Annotated in this window: 21 protein-coding genes; 16 read left to right on the top strand and 5 right to left on the bottom strand. The window is 69.5% G+C overall.

What is annotated here, in order from left to right:
* Positions 1 to 149 precede the first annotated feature (149 nt).
* Positions 150 to 929 carry an endonuclease domain-containing protein gene (locus tag M3M54_RS03360; RefSeq protein ID WP_249020770.1) on the top strand — a complete coding sequence of 260 codons (780 nt, stop codon included), beginning with the start codon at positions 150 to 152 and terminating at the stop codon, positions 927 to 929.
* Positions 930 to 936: 7 nt separating this feature from the next.
* Complete coding sequence (gene mnmA, locus M3M54_RS03365) at positions 937 to 2,370, top strand: tRNA 2-thiouridine(34) synthase MnmA (RefSeq protein ID WP_249020771.1); 1,434 nt, start codon at positions 937 to 939, stop codon at positions 2,368 to 2,370.
* Here the strand turns inward: mnmA and M3M54_RS03370 are convergent.
* Positions 2,360 to 3,100 carry an MBL fold metallo-hydrolase gene (locus tag M3M54_RS03370; RefSeq protein WP_249020772.1) on the bottom strand — a complete coding sequence of 247 codons (741 nt, stop codon included), beginning with the start codon at positions 3,098 to 3,100 and terminating at the stop codon, positions 2,360 to 2,362. The two genes, mnmA and M3M54_RS03370, sit on opposite strands and share 11 nt — an antisense overlap.
* Before the next feature lie 39 nt (positions 3,101 to 3,139).
* Between M3M54_RS03370 and alaS the strand changes: the two genes are divergently transcribed.
* The 14 genes from alaS to M3M54_RS03440 are packed head-to-tail and all read left to right on the top strand — an operon-like array spanning position 3,140 to position 15,763.
* Positions 3,140 to 5,836 carry an alanine--tRNA ligase gene (alaS, locus tag M3M54_RS03375; protein WP_249020773.1) on the top strand — a complete coding sequence of 899 codons (2,697 nt, stop codon included), beginning with the start codon at positions 3,140 to 3,142 and terminating at the stop codon, positions 5,834 to 5,836.
* Positions 5,837 to 5,838: 2 nt separating this feature from the next.
* Positions 5,839 to 6,249, top strand: a complete 411-nt coding sequence (gene ruvX, locus M3M54_RS03380) for a Holliday junction resolvase RuvX (RefSeq protein ID WP_249020774.1) — start codon at positions 5,839 to 5,841, stop codon at positions 6,247 to 6,249.
* Positions 6,236 to 7,318 (top strand): endolytic transglycosylase MltG, encoded by a 1,083-nt coding sequence (mltG, locus tag M3M54_RS03385; protein WP_249020775.1) that lies wholly within the window; start codon positions 6,236 to 6,238, stop codon positions 7,316 to 7,318. Before ruvX ends, mltG begins: the two co-directional genes overlap by 14 nt.
* The gene (locus M3M54_RS03390) at positions 7,315 to 8,172 is read left to right on the top strand and encodes a shikimate dehydrogenase (protein ID WP_249020776.1); all 858 of its coding nucleotides are present in this window, start codon (positions 7,315 to 7,317) and stop codon (positions 8,170 to 8,172) included. The genes mltG and M3M54_RS03390 overlap by 4 nt, the downstream gene beginning before the upstream one ends.
* Positions 8,169 to 8,357, top strand: a complete 189-nt coding sequence (locus M3M54_RS03395; protein WP_249020777.1) for a hypothetical protein — start codon at positions 8,169 to 8,171, stop codon at positions 8,355 to 8,357. Before M3M54_RS03390 ends, M3M54_RS03395 begins: the two co-directional genes overlap by 4 nt.
* Before the next feature lie 40 nt (positions 8,358 to 8,397).
* A complete protein-coding gene (locus tag M3M54_RS03400) occupies positions 8,398 to 8,991 on the top strand; it encodes an A24 family peptidase (protein ID WP_249020778.1) in 594 nt (197 codons plus the stop codon).
* A gap of 56 nt (positions 8,992 to 9,047) precedes the next feature.
* Complete coding sequence (gene aroC, locus M3M54_RS03405; RefSeq protein ID WP_249020779.1) at positions 9,048 to 10,208, top strand: chorismate synthase; 1,161 nt, start codon at positions 9,048 to 9,050, stop codon at positions 10,206 to 10,208.
* Positions 10,205 to 11,740: a bifunctional shikimate kinase/3-dehydroquinate synthase gene (locus tag M3M54_RS03410; protein ID WP_249020780.1), complete on the top strand. Its 1,536-nt coding sequence runs from the start codon at positions 10,205 to 10,207 to the stop codon at positions 11,738 to 11,740. Before aroC ends, M3M54_RS03410 begins: the two co-directional genes overlap by 4 nt.
* Positions 11,737 to 12,189, top strand: a complete 453-nt coding sequence (locus tag M3M54_RS03415; protein WP_249020781.1) for a type II 3-dehydroquinate dehydratase — start codon at positions 11,737 to 11,739, stop codon at positions 12,187 to 12,189. Before M3M54_RS03410 ends, M3M54_RS03415 begins: the two co-directional genes overlap by 4 nt.
* Complete coding sequence (locus tag M3M54_RS03420) at positions 12,186 to 13,259, top strand: Xaa-Pro peptidase family protein (RefSeq protein WP_249020782.1); 1,074 nt, start codon at positions 12,186 to 12,188, stop codon at positions 13,257 to 13,259. The genes M3M54_RS03415 and M3M54_RS03420 overlap by 4 nt, the downstream gene beginning before the upstream one ends.
* Positions 13,260 to 13,310: 51 nt before the next feature.
* Entirely contained in the window at positions 13,311 to 13,871 is a 561-nt protein-coding gene (gene efp / locus M3M54_RS03425) for an elongation factor P (protein WP_249020783.1), read from the top strand.
* Positions 13,871 to 14,281 (top strand): transcription antitermination factor NusB, encoded by a 411-nt coding sequence (nusB, locus tag M3M54_RS03430; protein ID WP_249020784.1) that lies wholly within the window; start codon positions 13,871 to 13,873, stop codon positions 14,279 to 14,281. Before efp ends, nusB begins: the two co-directional genes overlap by 1 nt.
* A 14-nt stretch (positions 14,282 to 14,295) precedes the next feature.
* The gene (locus M3M54_RS03435; protein ID WP_249020785.1) at positions 14,296 to 14,751 is read left to right on the top strand and encodes a hypothetical protein; all 456 of its coding nucleotides are present in this window, start codon (positions 14,296 to 14,298) and stop codon (positions 14,749 to 14,751) included.
* A 34-nt stretch (positions 14,752 to 14,785) separates the two neighbouring features.
* A complete protein-coding gene (locus tag M3M54_RS03440) occupies positions 14,786 to 15,763 on the top strand; it encodes an aldo/keto reductase (RefSeq protein WP_249020786.1) in 978 nt (325 codons plus the stop codon).
* A gap of 13 nt (positions 15,764 to 15,776) precedes the next feature.
* Here M3M54_RS03440 and M3M54_RS03445 read toward each other — a convergent pair whose 3' ends face one another.
* From M3M54_RS03445 to M3M54_RS03460, 4 genes are all read right to left on the bottom strand, one after another.
* On the bottom strand, positions 15,777 to 16,913 hold the full coding sequence (locus M3M54_RS03445) for a substrate-binding domain-containing protein (protein ID WP_249020787.1): 1,137 nt from the start codon (positions 16,911 to 16,913) through the stop codon (positions 15,777 to 15,779).
* A 114-nt stretch (positions 16,914 to 17,027) separates the two neighbouring features.
* Positions 17,028 to 18,335, bottom strand: coding sequence for a sugar ABC transporter permease (locus M3M54_RS03450; protein WP_249020788.1), 1,308 nt, complete (start codon positions 18,333 to 18,335; stop codon positions 17,028 to 17,030).
* 42 nt (positions 18,336 to 18,377) lie between these two features.
* Positions 18,378 to 19,148 carry an ATP-binding cassette domain-containing protein gene (locus M3M54_RS03455; RefSeq protein WP_249020789.1) on the bottom strand — a complete coding sequence of 257 codons (771 nt, stop codon included), beginning with the start codon at positions 19,146 to 19,148 and terminating at the stop codon, positions 18,378 to 18,380.
* A 107-nt stretch (positions 19,149 to 19,255) separates the two neighbouring features.
* Positions 19,256 to 20,482, bottom strand: coding sequence for a sugar ABC transporter substrate-binding protein (locus tag M3M54_RS03460; RefSeq protein WP_249020790.1), 1,227 nt, complete (start codon positions 20,480 to 20,482; stop codon positions 19,256 to 19,258).
* Positions 20,483 to 20,565: the final 83 nt, after the last annotated feature.

Here is a 20,565-nt window from a genome sequence, read left to right on the forward strand (position 1 = left end):
CCGCTCACGAACCTTTTGCGTACGCTTCGCAAAACGGACACCGTACGCAAAGAGTTCGCGTCGCCACGCTCGCGGGCAGGCAATTCGGACGCGTCACATGGGCGCAGCTTCGGAGCCTCGGCGCGGCACCCGCGACGATCCGCCGCTGGGTGCAGAGCGGCTACCTGACTCCCGTCCTGCCGCGTGTCTACGCGGTCGGCCACGTCGCCTGCGACGAGCGCGCTCACCTCTTCTCGCTGATCCTCTTCGCTGGCCCGGAAGCCGCGCTCAGTCACGCCACGGGCGCGCACTGGCGAGGCTGGCTGCGCTACCCGGCCCGGGAGACCCACGTCAGCACGCCCAGGCAGATCCGCACGCGGGTGCCCGGCGCCATCCTTCACGGCTGCCGTGAGCTGCAACGCGAGCTCGTGGACGGCATCCCCTGCACGACGGTCACACAGACGCTGCTCGATCTGGCGGCGAGCGAGCCGCCCCGGCTCCTGCACCGCGCGCTCGCGCAGCTCGACTACGAGCGCGGGCTGAACGCCGACGCTATCCGGGCAGCCTGTGGTCACGGCAGGCGCGGGAGCGTCGCCCTGCGCGACGCGCTCGCCAGCTACATCCCGGCGCTCGCGCTCACACGCAGCGAGCTCGAGGACGAGTTCCTGCACCTCTGCGCCCGGCACGGCATCCCGCTGCCCGAGGTCAACGTGTGCGTGCATGGCATCGAGGTCGACGCCCACTGGCCGGCCGCCGCGCTGGTCGTCGAGCTTGACGGCGCGGCCAACCATGCGAGCGCCGCGCAGCGCAACCGCGACCAGCGGCGGGCGCTTGAGCTGCGCGCACACGGGGTGGACGTGGTGCGCTACACCCACCACCAGGTGCTGCGCGAGGCGGGCCTGGTGGCCGCCGACCTGCACCGGGAGCTCGCGCGGCGTCACATATCCTGAAGACGTGATGGAGGCCTTCGAGCACCACCTGACCTCGCCCCAGGGCGAGGGTCACATACCGGAGCGCGCCTTCACCGTGCGCTTCGGTGGCGGCGAGTGCTGCGACGAGGTCACCTTCTCCGTGCAGACCGACGGTGTGCGCGTCACCGACGCGGGCTTCAGCGCCCGGGGCTGCGGCGCCTCGCACGCCGCCGGCTCGGCGGCCGTGACGCTCGTGCGCGGAGCGACGCTGCTTCAGGCCGCGCGGGTCGGGGCGGCGGAGATCGACGCCGAGCTCGGCGGCCTCAGCACCGCCAAGCGCCACGCCGCCGCGGTCGCCGCCGACGCGCTGGCCCGCGCGCTCGGAGCCGCAGCACGCGCCAGCGGTTCGCTGCCCGGCCCCGCTGGGCCGGGCGCTACAAGGACGCTCGTGGCCATGTCGGGCGGCGTTGACTCGAGCGTCGCGGCGCTCCTGTGCGCGCGTGAGGGCGAGGCGGTCGCGGTGACCCTCGAGCTCTGGTCGGATGCCGAGGGTGACGCTGAGAAGAGCTGCTGCTCCTCGAGCGCGGTCTCGCAGGCACGCGCGCTCGCGCACTCGCTCGGCCTGCCTCACTTCACCCTGGATCTGCGCGACGAGTTCCGGGCCGGGGTGGTTGAGCCGTTCATCTCCGGCTACGCGGCCGGGGAGACGCCCAACCCGTGCGTGGGCTGCAACGGGCACGTGCGCCTTGACGCGATGCTCGAGCTGGCCACACGGTTGGGCTGCGAGACGCTTGCGACCGGCCACTACGCGCGTGTCAGTGATGGCCTGCTGCGGGCGGCCGCCGACCAGGCCAAGGACCAGACCTACATGCTCGCGGCGCTCGCGCCGCAGTCGCTTGCGCGCATGCGCTTCCCGCTCGGCGACTACGAGAAGCGCGAGGTGCGCGAGCTGGCCGCCGCGGCGGGGTTGCCGGTCGCGGCCAAGCAGGACTCCCAGGATCTGTGTTTTCTGGCGGGGACCACACGCGCACGATTCCTTGAGCGCCACGGCGGCCTCACGCCCCGGGAGGGTGAGGTTGTCGGGCCAGACGGTGAGGTGATCGGCACGCACGCCGGACACGAGCTCTACACCGTCGGCCAGCGCCGCGGCTTGCACGTACGCTCGCCACAGCCGCTTTACGTGCTCGGCAAGGACGCCGGCGCAAACCGGGTGACGGTCGGCCCACATGAGCAGCTGCTGGCCGACCGCGTGACGGTGCGCGGCGCCCGGCTGCACCGTGACGGCGCCCGCGTCAATCGCGTCAAGCTCCGCTACCGCTCAAGCGCCCTTGCGGCGCGCGTGAGCGGCGAGGCGGGCGCCGGGCACCACCGCCAGCTGGTTCTGGAGCTCTCAGAGCCGGTCGCGGGCGCGGCGCCCGGCCAGCTGGCGTGTCTGATGGACGGCGAGCTGATCGTCGGCTGGGGGACGATCACGCGCTGAGCGTCTGACCGCGCTCGGCGGCGAGCAGCCGGTCGCTCAGGCCGTAGCCTGAAAACGCTGAGCGGACCTGGTCGAGGCCCTGCGTGAAGTGCGTCCAGCCCTCGAAGTGCACCGGGATCACCGTGCGTGCCCCGAGCAGCTCGGTGGCGATCGCGGCACGCTCGCTCGACAGGGTCAAAAAGGCGCCGTCGAAGCGCTGCGCGATCTGGACGGCGCCGACGAACAGGACCGCGACGTCGATCGGTCCCAGGCGCTCTGCGATCTGCGTCACGACGTCCAACGACGCGTTGTCGCCGGAGACATAGAGCTTTCCCTCGTCGGGCGCCGCGAGCACGAAGCCGATCACCGGCCCGGTGACCGTCTCAGAGCCGGGCGGGCCGTGCAGCGCCGGCACGGCCGTCACACTCACGCCGCCGAGCTGAAGCTCATCCCACGGCGCAAGGCCAGTCGCGCCCGCGTCGAGGCGCCGCGCGCCCGCGCCGGTGGTCAGCACCCGCCCGGCGCTCTTGAGCAGCTCACGGCCGCCGGGGTCGAGGTTGTCGGCGTGGTGGTCGTGTGAGAGCAACACGACGTCGATCGGCAGCAGCTGGTCTGCGGATAGCGCCGGTCCGGTGGTCTTGACCAGGCCGTCGTACTCGCCCGGTGGCGAGAGGGTGGGGTCGGTCAGCCAGCGCAGGCCGCCGTAGCGGATCAGCGCCGTCGGCCCGCCGACGAGCGTCAGTTCGACCACGCGCCGATCATATAGCTGCGCCTACACTGAAGCCCCGCCATGGCGATGACCTCAGACGAGATCCGCGACACCTTCAGGCAGTTCTTCGAGGAGCACGGGCACCTTGCGCAGCGCGGCGCATCGCTGATCCCGCCGGCAAATGATCCCTCGGCGCTGTTCATCGTCGCCGGCATGCACCCGCTGAAGGCGTACTTCGCCGGCTCAGAGCAGCCGCCGGCGAGCCGCCTGACGACCTGCCAGCCGTCGTTTCGCACCGTTGACATCGAGAACGTCGGGATGACCGCCAGGCATCTGACGATGTTCGAGATGCTCGGCAACTTCAGCTTCGGCGACTATTTCAAACGCGAGGCGATCCGCTTCGCCTGGGACCTCTCGCGCAACGGCTTCGGGCTGCGCGAGCAGGACATCTGGGTGACGGTGTTCGGCGGCGACGAGCAGCTCGGCGTCGGCCCCGACCAGGAGGCGATAGACCTGTGGCTCGAGGTCGGCATGCCGCGTGAGCGGATCGTCGAATGCCCGCGCTCGGAGAACTTCTGGGAGTCCGGCCCGACCGGGCCCTGCGGTCCCGACTCCGAGCTGTACCTGGATCTGGGGGTGGAGCGCGGCAAGCCCGATGATCTGCCCGGCGGCGAGAACGAGCGCTTTCTGGAGTTCTGGAATCTCGTGTTCATGCAGTACGACCAGAACCCGCAAAACAGCCTGGCGCCCCTGCCGAAGCGCAACATTGACACGGGCATGGGCCTGAACCGCATGGCCGCGATCAAGCAGGGCAAGGAGACGGTCTTTGAGACCGACCAGTTCGCTCCGCTGATCGCGCTGGGCGAGGAGCTCTCAGGCGTCCGCTACGGCGAGAGCTTCGCCACAGACCGTGCCCTGCGGATCCTCGCCGACCATGCCCGCGCCGCAACCTTTCTGATCGCCGACGGGGTGGTGCCCTCCAACGAGGAGCGTGGCTACGTGCTGCGGCGCATCACGCGCCGGGCGATCCTGCAGGGCTCCCGGACCCTGGGGCTCGAACCAGGCTTCATGGGGCGCTACCAGACCGTGGTGACCGAGCTGATGGGACACGAGTACAGCCAGCTGGTGCGCGGCCGCGAGTCGGTCTCACGCTGGCTGGCCTCCGAGGAGGAGAGCTTCGGGCGCACGCTCAAGGAGGGCGGCAGGCTGCTCGAGGAGCTGATCGAGCGGGCGCGTGAGCGCGGCGACGAGGGCATCTCCGCCGCCGACGCCTTCCGGCTGCACGACACGCACGGGTTTCCGATCGACCTGACGCTCGAGCTGGTCGCAGAGCACGGGCTGGGGGTCGATGAGCAGGGGTTTGAGGCGCTCATGGAGGAGCAGCGCCGCCAGTCGCGGGCCAGCGGCGCCCGTAACCCCGTCGCCGGCGGGCTGCGCGAGCAGGCGGGCGAGCTGGTCGCCCAGGCCGGCTTTCAGACCGAGTTCAAGGGCTACGAGACGACCGCCGTGACAACGACCGTCGGCGCCGTCGCGCTCGCGGATGCCGACGGGAAAGACGGTGATGGGCCGCTGCTCGTCAAGCTGGTGGAGTCGCCGTTCTATGCGACCGGCGGCGGTCAGGTGCACGACCAGGGTTACATCGAATGCGACATTGGTGACTGCCTGGCCGCGGTCGAGGATGTGCTGCGGCTCGGTGACGACCAGGTCCTGGCGCTGCGCGTGAAGCGCGGCACACTGCGGCCCGGGGAGCGCGTGCACGCCCGCGTTGACCGGGCGGCCCGCCACGCCGCCGCGTGCAACCACACCGCCACGCACCTGCTGCACGCGGCCCTGCGCGAGCGCCTCGGCAACCATGTCCACCAGGCGGGCTCCTATGTCGGGCCGGACAAGCTGCGCTTTGACTTCACCCACAACGGCGCCCTGAGCACCGAGGACGTGCAGGCGCTCGAGGCGCGGGTCAACGACCTGATCGTGCAGGCGCTACCGGTCAGGGCGCTGACCACGACGCTCGAGCAGGCGCGGGCGATGGGCGCGATGGCCCTCTTCGGCGAGAAGTACGGCGAGGTGGTGCGCATGGTCGAGGTCGGCGAGCCGGGCACCACAGACACGGTTGTCTCACGCGAGCTCTGCGGCGGCACGCACGTCCGCTGCACGGCGGAGATCGGCATCTTCAAGCTGCTGGCGGAGACCTCCAGCGCTGCCAACGTCAGGCGCATCGAGGCGATCACCGGCCCGGTTGCGCTGGCGTCGCTGCGAGCGCACGAGCGGCTGCTCGAGGATGCGGCCGCGATGCTGCGGGTCATGCCGCCCGCCGTGCCGGACGCGCTGCAGGCGCTCAGGGAGCGCGTCCGTGAGCTTGAGCGTGAGCTGCAGGCCGGCGGACGGGCGGGCGCGGCGCTTGATGAGGAGGCGCTGCTTGGGGCGGCGCGGGAGGCTGGGGGGCAGCCGCCGGTGAAGCTGCTTGCGAGCGTCGTTGAAGGGCCGACCGGCCAGGAGCTCCTTGACCTGGCCGACAGGCTGCGCGCAAAGCTCGGCGACGGCGCCGTCGTCCTCGGTGCCGTCGCCGGTGAGAAGGCCGAGATCGTCGCCTGCGTCGCGCCGGCGCTGATCGAGCGCGGCGCCAACGCCGGCAGCGCTGTGCGCGCTGGCGCGGAGCTGCTCGGCGGTGGCGGTGGCGGCCGTCCTGGCGCCGCACGTGCCGGCGGCCGCGAGGTCGCGCGCCTGCCCGAGGCCGTCGACGCGGCGGCGGCCGCGATCATCTCAGCGCTTGCGCAGTAGCGGTGCGCGTGCTGGCTTTGGACTACGGCAGCGCGCGCTGCGGGGTTGCGGTCAGCGACCCGACAGGCGTGCTCGCCACCCCGCTTGAGCCGGTGCTGAGACCCGCCGCGCGCGACGGGCGCCGGCGGCTGATTGCGCTGGTGAGCGAGCTCGGGGTCGAGCGCGTCATCGTCGGGCTGCCGCTCAGCCTGTCGGGTGCGGATTCGGCGCAGACGCGCGAGGCCCGGCGCTTCGCGGCGGGCCTCGCGCGGGGGCTTGACGGCATACCTGTCGAGCTCTACGACGAGCGCTTCACGACGGCGCTCGCGCGGCGCGATCTCAGCGCCGGTGGCGCTTCACCGCGCTCGAGCGAGGACTCCCGCGCGGCCGCGCACCTGCTGTCAGGCTGGCTGGAGCAGCATGCTCGCCACTAGGGTCTTCGCCCTCCGCCGTGCACTCGCGCTGGCGGGCGTCGTGGCGGTGATCGCCGTGGTGTGGTTTGCCGTTTCGCTGTTTCAGCCCTTCGGCGGGGGGGAGGGCCACGGCCGGGTCGTTGTGCGGATCCCGGCTGGTGCCGGGGTCAGTCAGATCGGCTCGCTGCTGGTACGTCGCGGCGTCGTCTCGAGCAGCTTCTTCTTCGCGCTGCGGGTTGGGCTTGCCGGCGACCGTTCCCGACTGCGTGCCGGCTACTTCGTGCTGCACCGCGGTATGGGCTACGGCGCGGCGCTGACGCTGCTGCTCACAGAGCCGGGTCTGCCGCCGAGCGTGGCGCTCACGATCATCCCCGGACGCTCACGCCGGCAGGCGCAGGCGCAGCTGCACGCCGCGGGGGTGCGCGGGAATTATCTTCGAGCCACCCTGCGCTCGCCGCTGCTCGACCCCGCCGCCTACGGAGCTCCCGCCCACGTGCCGACGCTCGAGGGCTTCCTCTGGCCTGACACCTACGAGCTGCGCAAGCCGGTGAAGGTCTCGGCGCTGGTCGCAGACCAGCTCGAACGCTTCCGGCAGGAGTTCGCGAAGGTGAACTTCAGCTACGCGAGCGCGCACGGCCTGACCCCCTACGACGTGCTGAAGATCGCATCTCTGGTCTCCGAGGAGGCGATGCTGCCCGGTGATCTCCCGCGCGCCGCCGCGGTCATCTACAACCGCCTGCGGTTGGGGATGAGGCTGGGACTCGACTCCACGGTCGCCTACGCGACCGGCAACTACGGCACGCTCACCGAACGCGACCTGCAATCGCGCTCGCCCTACAACACGCTGGTCCACCACGGGCTGCCACCGACCCCGATCGACAGCCCCGACATGGCCGCGATCCAGGCGGCCGCGCACCCGGCCCACACCGACGCTCTGTACTTCATCGACCGGGTGTGCGGCAACGGCGCCCTGCGGTTCACCGCGAGCTACCAGCAGTTTCTCTCCTGGTCACGGGCGTGGGATCGCGCGCTCGCACTGGCTGCGCTAAACCATGGCAGCGCCGAGTTCTGCAGCGGCGGGCGCCCATGAGCGAGCAGCCCCTCACCTCACCCCGGAGCGCTGCGCTGCGGCGGCTCGGGGTGGTCGGATGGCCCGTCGCACACAGCCTCTCGCCGCTGATCCAGAACGCGGCCCTGAGAGACGCGGGCCTCGGCGAGAGCTGGCGCTACCAGCTTCTGCCGGTGCCTCCAGGGCTGTTTTCACAGACGCTGCCCGTACTCGGGCGCACCGGCTTCCGTGGCGTGAACGTGACGATCCCCCACAAGCCGGCCGCGCTTGCGCTGGCCGACAGTGCCAGCGCCAGCGCGGCCGGGAGCGGCGCCGCCAACGCGCTCCTGTTTGCGCCGGACGGCTCGCTGCAGGCCGAGAACACCGACGCCCCGGCGCTGATCGCAGCGCTCGCGGCCCGTGTCGAGCTGCGTGGTGCAAGCGTTGTGGTGCTCGGCGCCGGCGGAACCGCACGGACGGCGGTCTGGGCGCTCACGCAGGCGGGTGCCGCTGAGGTGTCGGTTTGGAACCGCACGCGCTCCCGAACCAGCGAGCTGGTGCGGACGTTCGGAGCAAGCGTGCTGGCGACCGTGCCCTCAGGGGGCGAGATCCTCATCAACTGCACGGCGGCCGGGCTCGACGGCGGCGACCAGCTGGCGGCGCTTGGCCTGAGCGCCGCGGCGGTCGCGGACTGGGAGGTGGTGGTCGACTACGTCTACCGGCCCGGCGGCACACCGCTTGCAAGCGCTGCCGCCGCGGCCTCGCGCCGATGCGTGGACGGCCTTGAGCTGTTGATCAGGCAGGGGGCGCTCAGCTTCGAGCTGTTCACCGGCGCCGACGCCGGCAGGGCTCTGGCTGCGATGCGGGCGGCGGTCGCTATATGCTCGGCTCCGTGAGCACAGGCGCCGCAGAGTACGACCGGCAGACATGCACCCCGTGTCGCGGCACCGGCAAGGTGATCTCCGGCAAGGGCGGTAGCCCGCACCAGGTGAGCTGCCCGTGGTGTGGTGGCGACGGACGCTTTCACCCGGGGCGTGACGCCCAGACCGGCGAGCAGATCCGGTCTGCGCCAGCCGATTGAGGCGCGAGCACGAGTTGCGCTGGCGAATCGCTGAGACGCTGTGAGCACGCCCGAGCAGCAGGGATCTGAACCCAGGGCGCGCGGCTTGGGGCGCAGTCAGCCGCTGCGCATCGTCGTGGCGGTGGCGCTGCTCGGACTGTGGGCCGCCGAGCTCGTCGTTCCGCACACGACCGCCCAGCGGGCGCTTGGCCTGGTGCTGCTCGCGGTGCTTGCAAGCGTCACCGTCTCAGATCTCGAGGAGCGGCGCATCCCAAACCGCGTGACCCTTCCCGCCGGAATCCTGGCGCTTTTGATCGGGCTCGCGCTGCACCCCGCCGGTGTGCCGTCCCAGATCCTCTCAGGGCTTGTGACCGGCGTGTTCCTGACCGTGTTTGCGCTGCTCACGCGCGGGGGCCTGGGAATGGGCGACGCCAAGCTCGGGCTGGTCATGGGCCTCTACCTCGGGGGCTACGTGCTGTTGGCGATGGTCGTGGGCCTGATTGCCAGTGCGATCTTCAGCCTCGGCGTGCTCGCCAGGCGCGGTCTGCGCGCTGGCGCTCGCACGGCCATTCCGCTCGGCCCCTTCCTGGCGCTGGGTGGCGCCTTCGCCGTGGTTGTCGGTCAGGCCCTCAGCGGGCGCGTCCCCGGCACGTGAGCGCGCCAGGCGGCTGAGGCGCCTGTCCGCGCCGGAGCCCGTAACCTAGCTTGCCTATGTTGAAGCTGATCACAGCCGGCGAATCGCACGGTCCGGGACTGACATGCATCGTCGAAGGGCTGCCGGCCGGCCTGCAGCTCGAGCGTGAGGCGCTGGACCGTGACCTCGCTCGCCGCCAGCTCGGTCACGGTCGGGGTGGGCGCATGAAGATCGAAAGCGACCGCGCCGATGTGACCGCCGGTGTCAGGCACGGGCGCACGCTCGGCGGGCCGATCGCAATCCAGGTTCACAACCGCGACTACGCCAACTGGGAGGAGCGGATGAACCCCTGGCCGGTTGACGCGGAGGTCCCGGAGGTGCATCTCCCGCGCCCCGGTCACGCCGACCTGGTCGGGACCCAGAAGTACGGCCTGAGCGACGTGCGCGACGTTCTCGAAAGGGCGAGCGCCCGTGAGACGGCGGCGCGCGTCGCCGGCGGCGCCCTCGCCAAGGAGTTTCTGCGCGCGCTGGGTGTCGAGGTCTACTCGCACGTGCTGCAGATCACCTCGGTGAGCGCCCCGCGCCGCGAGCCGCTCACACCCGCGGACTTCGCCACGGTGGACGAGTCACCGGTGCGCTGCCTTGATCCGGACGCAAGCGCCGCGATGGTCGCTGAGATCAACCGGCTGCGCAAACAGAACGAGTCGCTCGGCGGCATGTTCGAGGTGCGCGCCTTTGGCGTTTTGCCGGGACTCGGCTCGCACGTCTCCTGGGAAGAGCGGCTCGATGGGCGCCTTGCGATGGCGATCCTCTCCATCCAGGCGATGAAGGCCGTGTCGATCGGCGATGGGATCGAGGTCGCCGGCCTGCCGGGCTCGCTCGCGCATGATGAGATCTTCCACAGCCCTGAGCGCGGCTACTACCGCCAGACCAACCACTCAGGGGGCATCGAGGGCGGCATCACCAACGGCGATCCGGTTGTCGTCCGCGGATTCATGAAGCCACTGCCGACGCTCACCAAGCCGCTGCGCTCGGTCGACATCGCCACCCACGAGCCGGCGCAGGCGTTACGCGAGCGCACCGACTCGTGCACCGTGCCAGCCGCCGGGGTGGTGGGGGAGGCGATGGTCGCGTTCGTGCTGGCCGACGCCTACCGGCGCAAGTTCGGCGGCGACCACATCGACGACGTCAGGCAGGCGGTGGCCGCCTACGAGCAGCGGCTCGGTCGGCAGCGGTGAGCGGCCAGGGCACCGAACCCGAAGCCATGAAGATCGTGCTGGTCGGCCACATGGGCGCCGGCAAAACCACGGCGGTGAAGGCGCTGGGCGGCGTGGATGTCGACGAGCTGATCGAGTCGCGTGAGCAGCGCACCGTCGCCGAGATCTTCGCCGCAGACGGTGAGGGCGCCTTCCGCGACCTGGAGGAGCGCGTGACCCTCGAGTTGCTCGCGGACCCCTCGGTGCAGGCGGTCGCGCTCGGCGGCGGCGCGCTCGCCTCCAGGCGCACGCGCGCGGCGCTAACCGCCGCGCGCGTCGTGTGGCTTGATGTCGATGCGGACGAGGCCTGGCGACGGGTGGCACGGTCGCCCACGCGGCCGCTGGCCCGCGACGAGCGGCGCTTCCGTGCGCTGCACGCCGAACGCCAGGAGCAGTACGCACAGGCGGCCGACGCAATCGTTCCCGCCAGCCACGTGCGGCGGCTCGCCGCGCCGATCGCCGCCCTCGAGGGAATGCCCGCTGGCGCGAAGCTGATCTGGGCGGTGACCGCCTCGGCCGACTATCCGGCCTACATCGGCGCCGGCCTGATCACCGACCGGCGCTTCTGGCCGGCGACGATCGCCGGCCGACGGGTGCTCGTCAGCGATCGCAACGCCGCCTCACACTACGGCGCGCTGTTTGAGCCGGTGCTCACCGCCGTCAGGATCGCGCCAGGCGAGCAGTCAAAGACGCTCACGCAGGCCGAGGTGATCTGGCGCGAGATGGCGCGCACAGGAGTGACCCGCACCGACGTGACGGTCGCACTCGGCGGCGGTGTGGTCGGCGATCTGGCCGGGTTCTGCGCCGCCACCTACCAGCGGGGGATGCCGGTGGTTCAGGTGCCAACGACCCTGGTGGCACAGGTTGACTCCGCCTACGGCGGCAAGACGGGCGTGGACATCCCGGAGGGCAAGAACTATGTCGGCAGCTTCCACCAGCCGGCTGCGGTGATCGCCGACACCACGACGCTTGGCACGCTGCCGCCCGCGGAGCTTGCCGCCGGCTACGCCGAGGTTGTCAAGACCGGTTTGATCGCCGGTGGCTGGCTGTGGCGACGGATCGCAGCCGGGGCAGCCCCCGACGATCCGGACGTGATCGCCGGTTGTGCGCTGACGAAGCTGCGGATCGTCGCCCAGGACGAGCTCGACACCGGTGTGCGGCAGCTTTTGAACGTCGGCCACACGGTCGCCCACGCGGTCGAGACGGTCACCGGCTACGCCCGCTACCGCCACGGTGAGGCGGTGGCGCTCGGCCTGTTGGCGGAGCTGCGGCTGGCTGGCGCAGACGCGCTGCGCCAGCAGGTGCTGGAGCTGCTCGAGCAGGCGGGGCTGCCGGTCACGCTCGCCGCCGACGTGGATGTCGAGCAGGTGCTGCTTGCGACCACGCGCGACAAGAAGCGGGTGGGGGAGGGCCCGGTGCCGTTTGCGCTGTGCATCGAGCCGGGCCGGGCGCTCACCGGGCAGCCGGTCGCGCCCGCCGAACTGCGCGCGGCGATCATGGAGCTTGTCGGATGAGCGCTGTCTCCGCGCCTCGCATCGAGGTCATTCACGGCGTCAACCTCGACCAGCTCGGTCGCCGCGACCCGGCGCACTACGGCCGCCTGGACCTGCCCGCGCTGGAGCGCCAGATCGACGCCTGGGCTCGGCCGCTCGGGCTCACCCCGAGCTTCTTTCAGACAAACCACGAGGGCGCGCTCGTCGAGCATCTGCACGGACTGCGCGGCAGCGCGGAGGCGATCATCATCAACCCCGGCGCCTGGACGCACTACGCCTACGCGATTCACGACGCGCTTGAGATCGCGGGCCTGCCGGCTGTGGAGGTGCACCTCTCAGCGGTCAAACAGCGAGAGGCCTGGCGGCAAACGTCGGTCATATCCGACCTGTGCGTCGCGACCGTGTCGGGCAAGGGCCCGGAAGGGTATCTGGAAGCACTGCAAATACTGAAGAAGGAGCTTGCGGGATGAGCACACGCGCACAACGACTGGCGGATCAGCTCGAGCAGGCGGGGGTGGACCTGATCCTGGTCTCGAACCTCGTCAACGTCCGCTACCTGACCGGCTACAGCGGCTCAAACGGACTGGCGCTGATCGGTCCGCAGCAGCGCGTGTTCCTGACCGACTTCCGCTACACCGAGCAGGCCGAGCACGAGGTCAGCGCCGAGTTCGAGCGCCTGACGGTCAACCAGGAGCTCGCCAAGGCTGCCGCCGAGCTCCTTCCGGACGGCTCGTTGCGGGTCGGGTTCGAGTCAGAACATGTGAGCGTCGACACGCTTGCACGGCTGCGTGAGCACTACCCCGAGCGGGTAGAGCTCGTGCCTGTCAAGGGGCTTGTGGAGCAGATGCGGATCGTCAAGGACGAGGCCGAGATCGAGCTGATCGTGGCGGCCACGCGCATCGCCGATCAGGCCTTTGAGACGCTGCTCGCAGGCGGCCTTGCGGGCCGCACCGAGCGCGAGCTCGCGCTCTCACTCGAACAGGACATGCGCCTGCGCGGCGCCGAGGCGCCAAGCTTTGACTCGATCATTGCCGGCGGGCCGCACGGGGCGCTGCCACACGCCACGCCGCGCGATGTGAAGCTCGAACGGGGGCAGCTGGTCGTGATCGACTGGGGGGCCCGCTATCGCGGCTACTGCTCCGACTGCACGCGCACGGTCGCGGTCGGCGAGCCGGGGCCGGCGGCGCGTGAGGCCTATGAGCTTGTGCTCGGCGCCCAGCAGGTCGGTCTGGATGAGATCCGGGCCGGTGGCGACTGCAAGGCGATCGACAAGGCGGTGCGCGACATCATCTACGGCGCCGGCCATGAGGGCCACTACGGCCATGGGCTGGGGCACGGGGTCGGCCTCGAGATCCACGAAGCCCCCGGCCTCTCGGCCCGCTCCGAGGACACGCTGCGCGCCGGAAGCGTGGTCACGGTCGAGCCCGGCGTCTACATCCCCGGCGAGCTCGGCATCCGCATCGAGGACCTGGTGGTCGTCACAGACGGCGCCCCGCGCATCCTCACCGAGATCCCGAAGGGCCTGCGGATCGTCGACTGAAGCCGGCGGCGGCGGGCAGGGGTCCCCGCTACCTCTACACTCGGCGCTCGCATGATCAGCACAAACGAGTTTCGCAATGGCTCTCACATCGACGTCGAGGGCACGATCTACAAAATCATGGAGTTCCAGCACGTCAAACCCGGCAAGGGCGGGGCGTTCGTGCGCACGAAGCTGCGCCGCGCCAGCGACGGCAACGTGATTGACCGCACGTTCCGCGCCGGGGAGAAGTTCAGGCCGGTGCGCACGGAGGTGCGCAACATGCAGTTCCTCTACCGCGACGGCAGCGACGCGCACTTCATGGACACAGAGACCTACGAGCAGCTCACGATCCCGGAGACCACGCTGGCCGACCCGCTGCGCTGGATGAAGGACTCAGACGAGGTTGAGGTGCTCTACATCGACGGCAAGGCCGCCGACGTGCAGCTGCCGAGTGCCGTTGACCTGAAGGTCACGGAGACCGAGCCCGGGGTGCGCGGCAACACCGCCTCGGGTGGGGGCACCAAGCCCGCGACGCTTGAGACCGGGGCGCAGATCCAGGTGCCGCTGTTTGTCAACATCGGCGAGGTCGTGCGCGTCGACACCCGTACGGGTGCCTACGTGTCGCGCGCCTGATGGCGCGTCGGACGCAGCAGCGTCGTGCGGCCGTCTGGGCGCTTTACCAGAGCGATCTGCTGGGCAGGCCGCTCGAGACGACGTTCGAGCGAGACACGCATCAGTTCACGCGCGTGCTCGCAACCGAGGTTGTGGGTCACCAGGACGAGCTTGACGCACTCATCTCGCGGCACGCGAGCGGCTGGACACTCGCGCGGATCGCGCCGCTTGAACGAGCGATCCTGCGCGTCGCGCTGCTTGAGATGACCAGGCCCGAGCTCGTGCCCGGCGAGCACGCGATCCCGGCTGAGGGGGCGATCGACGAGGCTGTACAGACCGCCAAGGAGTTCTGCGGCACCGACGCTCCCGGCTTTGTCAACGGCATCCTGGCGGCGGTTCTGCGTGAACAGCGACTACCGGCCGACGCTTAGGGCACACTGCATCCATGGCCTACACCACACATGAGGGACGCACGCAGATCCTCGAGGACACCGCGCAGGCGGCAGCCGAGCTTGCGCGTGCGATAACGGCGCTTGGGGAGGCCTACGAGCATCTGGACGAGCAGACGGCGGAGCTGATGGAGCAGCGTCTGTTTCGCCCGTTACAGGGTGCCTACGGACAGCTGAACCGCACCCGCAGCGAGTTTGCTCAGCGCACGAAGCTGGTTGCCGCCGAGGTTCCGGCGGTTACGGTTCCGGCGCCCGAGGGGCCGCGGGCGTCGCTTGAGCACGCCGCCGACGCGATCAGCGACGCCGACCAGATGCTGGCCGAGCTGCAGGACACACTTTTGCCGGTTGAGGTGGGAGATCAGCCGTTGCGGGCCGGACTTGCGGACGTGCGCAGCGCGATCGGCCGGCTGCCGGAGCTCTGCGACGAGATGATCAGGACGGTCGGGCGCTGAGTGCCCGCGCCACAGACGAGGAGCAACATTACCCATGGAGCAACGGACGATCGGACGCCTGGGTCGCGCGGTGAGCGCGGTCGGCCTGGGAACCTGGCAGCTTGGCGGCGACTGGGGGACGGTTGACCCGCAGGCCGCCACCGACACGCTGGAGGCGGCGGTGGCGGCCGGCATCACCTTCTTTGACACAGCCGACGTCTACGGTGACGGGCGCAGCGAGCGCTTCAACGGTGCGCTGCGCGCAGCGCACCCCGGGCTGTTCGTGGCGACCAAGATGGGCCGTCGCGCCGAGCAGCTGCTCGAGAACTACTCGCGCGCGAACTTTGAGGCCTGGACCCTCCGTTCGCGCGAGAACCTGGGGATGGAGCGGCTCGACCTCGTGCAGCTGCACTGCCCACCGGACTCCGTGTATGCGAGTGATGCGGTCTTTGCGGCGCTGGACGAGCTGGTCGAGCAGGGCGTGATGGCCGCCTATGGGGTCTCGGTCGAGACCTGCGACCAGGCGCTCTCAGCGATTGCGCGGCCGCATGTGGCGACCGTGCAGATCATCCTCAACTGCTTCAGGCTCAAGCCGCTCGAGCGCGTGCTGCCCGCGGCAGCGGCCGCCGGTGTCGGGATCATTGCCCGCGTGCCGCTGGCCTCGGGGCTGTTGGCCGGCCGCTACGACACAACTACGAAGTTCGCGCCCGAGGACCATCGCAGCTACAACCGTGCCGGTGAGGCCTTCGATGTGGGTGAGACGTTCTCTGGCGTGCCCTACGAGGTTGGACTCGAGGCCGTTCGGCGGCTGCGCGAGCTCGTCGACCCGGGGGTGAGCATGGCGGCGTTTGCGCTGCGCTGGGTGCTCGATCAGCCCGGTGTGAGCACCGTGATTCCCGGCGCCCGCAACCCCGAGCAGGCGCGTGCCAACGCGGCGGCGGCGGCGCTTGCGCCGCTCACGCGCGCCCAGCTCGACGGGGTCGCCCAGATCTACGACAGCCTGGTGCGGGAGCACGTGCACGGGCGCTGGTGAGCGCCCTGGGTCCTCACGCCTTCTGCACGCCGACGTTGGTGGCGGTGCCGGCGTAGCGGCTGCTGGTCGTCGCATACGGCCTGATCGTGTGCCGGTCGAGGATGCGGATTCCTGTATCGACGTCGGCTGGGCCGCTCAGCCGCTGGCTGGCGCGATACAGGAAGAGCTGCAGGGTCGGCAGAAAGCCCTGCAGGTACGGTTGCTGGTCGATCGTGAACTGGATCGTGCCGTCGGCGAGCAGGCGTTCGGTGTCGGGTGTCAGGTCAAAGCCGCCGCCATGGACCTGACCGCGCAGCCCGTTGTTCTCGATCGCCAGCGCGATCGCCATCGTGCTGCCGGCATCAACGCCGAAGTAACCGGCGTAATTGTCGAGATGCGCGCCGACGAAGGCGTCGATGGTCGTTTGCTCCTGGTTGACTGAGGCGCCCGAGGCCTGCGAGAGGACCGCGATGCCGCTGCCGTGGAGCGCCTGCTCGATCCCCGCCAGACGCGGCGCGACGTTTGCGAGGCCCGGCGTGCAGATGAAGACAACGATCCGCGAGCCAGGGGGGACCAGACGCCGGATCTGGGCACCCATGGCGCGTCCGCTGGCGAGCAGGTCCTGGCCAACGTAGGCGAGCCGTTGGCTGGTTGGGTCGTCGGCGTTGTAGGTGAGGACCGGTATGCCGGCGTCCATCGCCGCCGCCACAGGTGCGGCCAGGGCCGGTGAGATCATCGTCGTGGCGATACCGTCCACGGCCGCGCTGACGGCACCGTTGATCGCCTGCGCAACCGCTGCAACGCTGCTGTTGTTGGAGCCAACCCAGTCATAGCTGCAGCCGAGCAGCGCACACGCGTCCTGGATGCCGTTGATCGTCGGCGTGAAGAAGATGTTGTTGAGCGCGTGGCTGACGAAGCTGAAGCGGTAGCCGCCGCTGATCCCGTAGAGCGCAGCGGCACTGCCGTTCGCGGTCTGCGTCTTGGGACTCTTGGCCGACGCGAGCGCGGCGCTGGAGCCGCACGCGTCGAGCATCGTCGCCGCCAGCCCGGCGGCGGCACCGGTGAGCGCTCCGCGACGGGTCAGCTGGAGGGCGCGTGAAGGGTGGCCGCGACGCGCGTCGTTCCACTCCAGCCGTTCGAGCGCGTCTTCCGCGGCGTCGTGCTCAGACATAAACCTAACTCCTTGACGTTCAGACGGCCCTCGCCCGACAAGGATGGCGGGTTTTGCGAGCCGGTGCGTCGCGGTGGGCCCGGTCGGCACCGTGTGGCGCCGACCGGGGTTGGCTCAGCGCGTTCGCGAGCGGCGCCGCACGACCGAGTCGAGCGCGACCGCGGCGATCAGGACGAGTGCGGTGGCGATGTTCTCGACCGCGACTGCGACCCCCATCAGCGCCAGGCCGTCATAGACCACGGCGATGATCAGGCCGCCAAGCAGCGCGTTGACCATGCGTCCGCGGCCACCGAACAGCGCGGTGCCGCCGATCACCGCCGCCGCGACCGCGAACAGCACGAGCTGACCACCGTCGATGTCCGTTGCCATCGAGCTCTGGGTGGACTCGTAGATGAGACCGGCGAGCGCCGCCGTCGCTCCCGCCATCACGAATGCGAAGATCACGATCCGCTCAACCTTGATACCGGCGCGACGGGCCGCCTCGGGGTTGTTGCCGACCGCATAGATGTAGCGGCCGGTGCGTGTGCGTGACAGCAGCCAGGAGTAGGCGAAAATGATCACGAGCACGAACGGGATCACCCACGGGACGCCCCTCACCACCGCCAGCGGGCTGCGGTTGTTGTTGCACACGTATACAAAGAGCACGCCGGCGACGGTGACCATCGCGATCGTCAAAAGCGTCACGCCGAGCGGCTCGGCGTGCAGGCCGCGCGCACGTCTGGATCGGCCGCGATAGAGTCTCAGCCCGCCGAATAGGATAAGACAGACGGCGAGCACGATCCAGCCGAGGGCAGGGCTCATGTTGTCCAGCACGAGCTTGTAAACCGGGCTGCTCGGAGAGATCTGGATCGAGCCGCCAACCGCCGTCGGATCGGCGTTTGCGATCAGCTCCATGACGCCGAGGAAGGCGAGCTGGCCGCCGAGCGTCACGATGAACGAAGGCAGCCCGAGTCTGGTTATCAAGGTCCCCTGGATCAGGCCCAGGAAGGCCACTACCGCAACGCCGATCAGAATCCCCAGCCACCAGGGGAAGTTGATCGGCGGGGCGATCATCTCGGCGATCACGAACGCGCCGACGCCGGCGCCGTAGCCGAGGCTGAGGTCGATCTCTGAGAGCAGCAGCACGAAGGTCTCGGCGGCACCGAGCACGACGTAGATCGCGGCTTCCTCAAAGAGGTTGACGAGGTTCCCGTTGGTCAGGAAGGAGGAGCGCTCGATCTGAAAGAAGATGACGATCGCCACCAGGCCGAGGATGATCGGCAGCATGCCGCTCTCGCCGCCCTTGACCCGCCGCCACATGGCAAGCAGGTACTCGCTCAGGGAGTCGGCGAGCACCTCTGGCGCCATGGCCGCCAGCTCGGTCTCGCTGAGTGCAGAGGCGGAGCCCTCGTCGGGGGTGGCCTCGGTCTGCTCGGTGGTCACTAAAAGCTCACTTTCGGAAGGTCGGGTCTGTCGCGCGTGCGCTCAGGCGGCCTGCGCCGCATGCTTGGCGGTACCGGTCGTCATGTACTCGACGGCGGTCTGTGGCGTGAACTCTGACGCGGGCCCCTGCACGACGAGACGACCCAGATACATGACCGCGATGCGGTCGGCCACCTCGAAGACATCGTTCAGGTTGTGGGAGACGAGCATCACACCGACGCCGCCGGCCGCCAGCCGCTTGATCAGCTCGAGCACCATGCGGGTCTGGCTCACACCCAACGCCGCTGTGGGCTCGTCCATGATCACGAGCTTGGCGTTGGCCATCACCGCCTTGGCGACCGCGACCGACTGGCGCTGGCCCCCGGAGAGCGATGCGACCGGCTGGCGGATCGAGCGTACGGTGGTGACGCGCAGTTCGTTGAGGGTCTCGCGTGCCTTGCTCTCCATCGCATCCTCGTCGAGCAGCCTGTGCGCGAGCGGCTCGTGGCCGAGGAACATGTTCTGCACGATGTCCAGGTTCTCGCACAGCGCGAGGTCCTGGTAGATCGTCTTGATGCCGAGCGCCTCGGCATCGCGCGGCCCGCCCAGGTGGACCGGCCGGCCCTCCCAGAGGATCTCGCCGCCGTCGGGCGCCCAGAGTCCGGCGATTGTCTTGATCGTCACCGACTTGCCGGCACCGTTGTCGCCGGCCAGGGCGGTCACCTTGCCAGCCGGGATGTCGAGGGTGACGTCGCTCAGGGCCTGCACCGGGCCGAAGTGCTTCTTCACGCCGCGCAGCGAGAGCAGCGCCACATCGCCTTCAGTTGTCGTCATGTGAGTTTTGCCAGTGCTCGTTGTTGCAGGAACCTGAAAAGGGCGGGATGCCCGCCCACCGAATTCGGTGAGCGGGCATTATCCCAGCAGTCAACTGCTCAGCGGAACTACTTGATCCCGTAGCGCCTGCAGTCCTTCGCGTAGGTACCGGCGCAGAGCTGCTTGACGGGCACGAAGTTGTCCTTGACGATCGTGCTCTTCATGTTCTGCGGGGTGACCCACGTCGGGACCAGGAGCACCGACGGCACGTGGGCCTTGGTGATCGGGTCAAGCGTCGTGGTGTTCAGCAGGCTCTTGGGTGGCTTCTTGCCGGCGCGCATGTAGAGCGCCAGCGTGACGGCCGCCTGGGCCTCCTTGTAGACCGGCTTGTAAACCGTGCCGCACTGGTAGCCGGACAGAACGTTGTCCAGACCCGTGAGCGTGGCGTCCTGACCGGTTGTCGGGAACGTGTAGGGCTTGACACCCTGGCTCTGCAGGTACGAGATGATCGGCGCGCCGGTCTCGTCATTGGGGATCACGGCCGAGTTGGGCGGCGTGCCCTTGGAAACCAGCTCGCTGTAGGCGGCCTTGAACTCGCTGAGCGCGTCCGGCGGCGGCGAGGTCGGGTTCCAGGTGTCAGCCGTCTCAAACAGCCTCTTCATCTTGCCGTGCTTGACGAGCGGGTTGAGGATGCTGTTGTAGCCCTGAGCGAAAAGCGTCGCGTTGTTGTCGGTCGCGGCGCCGTGCATCTCGATGAACTTCGGCTCCTTGCCCTTCAGCCAGCTCTTGGTGCAGGACACGAAGCCCTTGCCGATGAGCTTGCCGACCGTGACGTTGTTGAACGACACGTACGGGTCGTTCGGCGCGCCCTTGGCGACGCTGAGGCGGTCGTACTGGATGACGTGGACGCCATGCTGCGCGGCGTACCTCATCGCGGCGATGCCTGTGCCCGGGTCCTCCGGGTCGATCAGCAGGACCTTCGCGCCGTTGCTGATGTCCGACTTGACGTCGGTCATGAACGTCGTGTCAGAACCGTTGCCGTTCTGCGTGATGTAGTCGGACTTTGGCAGTCCGGCCGCGGCGGCCGCCTTCAAGAAGTCCGGCGCGTCGAACTCGACGTAACGCGTCGAGCTGGTGGTGTCTGGCAGGATCTCTGCGATCTTGCCCTTGCCCTCCGCCGCGAGCGCCTTCAGGCTCCTCATCGCGGTGAAGCTGTTGTTGAAGGAATTGACCGACACGGACGCCTTGTGGCCGGTGGCCTTGGCGTCTGCGGTGGCGGCGAGGCCGGCCACGCCGACGCTCGCAGCGAGCGTGCACGAAACAATCCCAAGCTTGCTGTAACGCAGCAAGTTCACGAGTACCTCCTAGGTCCTCTCTCCTGGGAGACGACAAGCTTGGTTATGCCGCTCCCCTATCAATTCACGAGCGTAGACCCCGG

The sequence above is a fragment of the Conexibacter sp. S30A1 genome (assembly GCF_023330665.1).
In the GTDB taxonomy this organism is placed as follows: domain Bacteria; phylum Actinomycetota; class Thermoleophilia; order Solirubrobacterales; family Solirubrobacteraceae; genus Palsa-465.